Origin of the sequence: Bartonella sp. AU16XJBT, from assembly GCF_028618665.1 — a bacterium.
GTDB lineage: Bacteria > Pseudomonadota > Alphaproteobacteria > Rhizobiales > Rhizobiaceae > Bartonella.
The window spans coordinates 1-1,179 of the sequence record NZ_JAQITF010000073.1; the positions used below are offsets into that span (position 1 = coordinate 1).

The 1,179-nt window shown below is 35.9% G+C and carries 2 protein-coding genes; both read left to right on the top strand.

From position 1 onward, the window contains the following. Positions 1-157 precede the first annotated feature (157 nt). Positions 158-478, top strand: a complete 321-nt coding sequence (locus PVV66_RS09615; protein ID WP_273719330.1) for a hypothetical protein — start codon at positions 158-160, stop codon at positions 476-478. Between the two features lie 3 nt (positions 479-481). Next, positions 482-1,060, top strand: coding sequence for a hypothetical protein (locus PVV66_RS09620; protein ID WP_273719331.1), 579 nt, complete (start codon positions 482-484; stop codon positions 1,058-1,060). Positions 1,061-1,179 lie beyond the last annotated feature (119 nt).

Here is a 1,179-nt window from a genome sequence, read left to right on the forward strand (position 1 = left end):
TTCAAAAATATCCCCTAAAATTTGATAAAATATTAAGCTTTCAAGAGGGCTTAAAGTACTGTTTTTATTGATAAAACAGACTAATCTATTTTGCACATATCAAACGCCATTCAGTAACCAATGATGTCATTAATTCATTGCCTCAAAAGGAGCGAAGATGAAAGCAATCATCACCAAGCCAATGTGTGTTGTTGGCGATAATAAAAGCACTGTTCGTTTTGAAACTTCAACTCCCAATAATCCATTTGTTGAGATTTCTAATCAAGTCTACGCACGTCTCAAACGTGCAAATGCCGCTAAACCTTTTGTTGATGTCAAAACAAAAATAAAACCCGACAAGACAATTGAACAGATTAAGCAGGTAGAAAAAGAACCCAACCAAACATCATCTGAAACAGTAACAGAGGAACCCTCGTTCGAAAAACCAAAAGCACCTAAAGCTTCCAAGCCATCAACATCTACCCCCCAAAAGGCTTAAAAGTTGAAATTAATTATCCACCAAAAATGGTATCTTCAACAGGTAAAAGATACCTTCACAAGCCTTCAAGCCCCTCGCCTTAATTGGGCTCTGCGTAATGCTCTAAACACTGCAGCAAAACAAGTTGAACGCTTTACTGAAAAGCAAGTTACCGACATCTCATCAGCCCAAATAAAGCGTATAAGAAGAGGTGTTTATATTAAAGAAAAGGCAACAGCAAGGTTTCTTGAGACAGATATCATTGGTTCTGGAACACCAATACCTCTTAAATTTTTTAAAGCAAGAGAAACAAAACGCGGCGTAACTTATACACTGTTTAAAAAGAAAGAAATCTTGCCCCATGGTTTTATCATGGGAGGCAGTTTTCCCAAACGTGTTGAGTTAAAAATGGGAGGGAATGTGTTTCAAAGAGATGATGGAGACCAATTCCCTATTGCAAAACAAGAAGGACCATCAATTGCTAAAGTGATGTCCAAGCCAGATATTGCAAGTGCTATTGCACAATATGCCAATGAAAGATTAACCAAAAATATACAGAGACAACTTGCTCGTCAAGAATACGCTGCTAATAAAAAAGGCTAGATCATGTTCTCAAGCTTTATCTCTATATTACATATATTTATGAGTTTAAGCATTCCCTATTCTTATTGTAATTTTAAAAAAAGATCATCACTTATGCTTTGTTTTTTCCATAAAAAAGT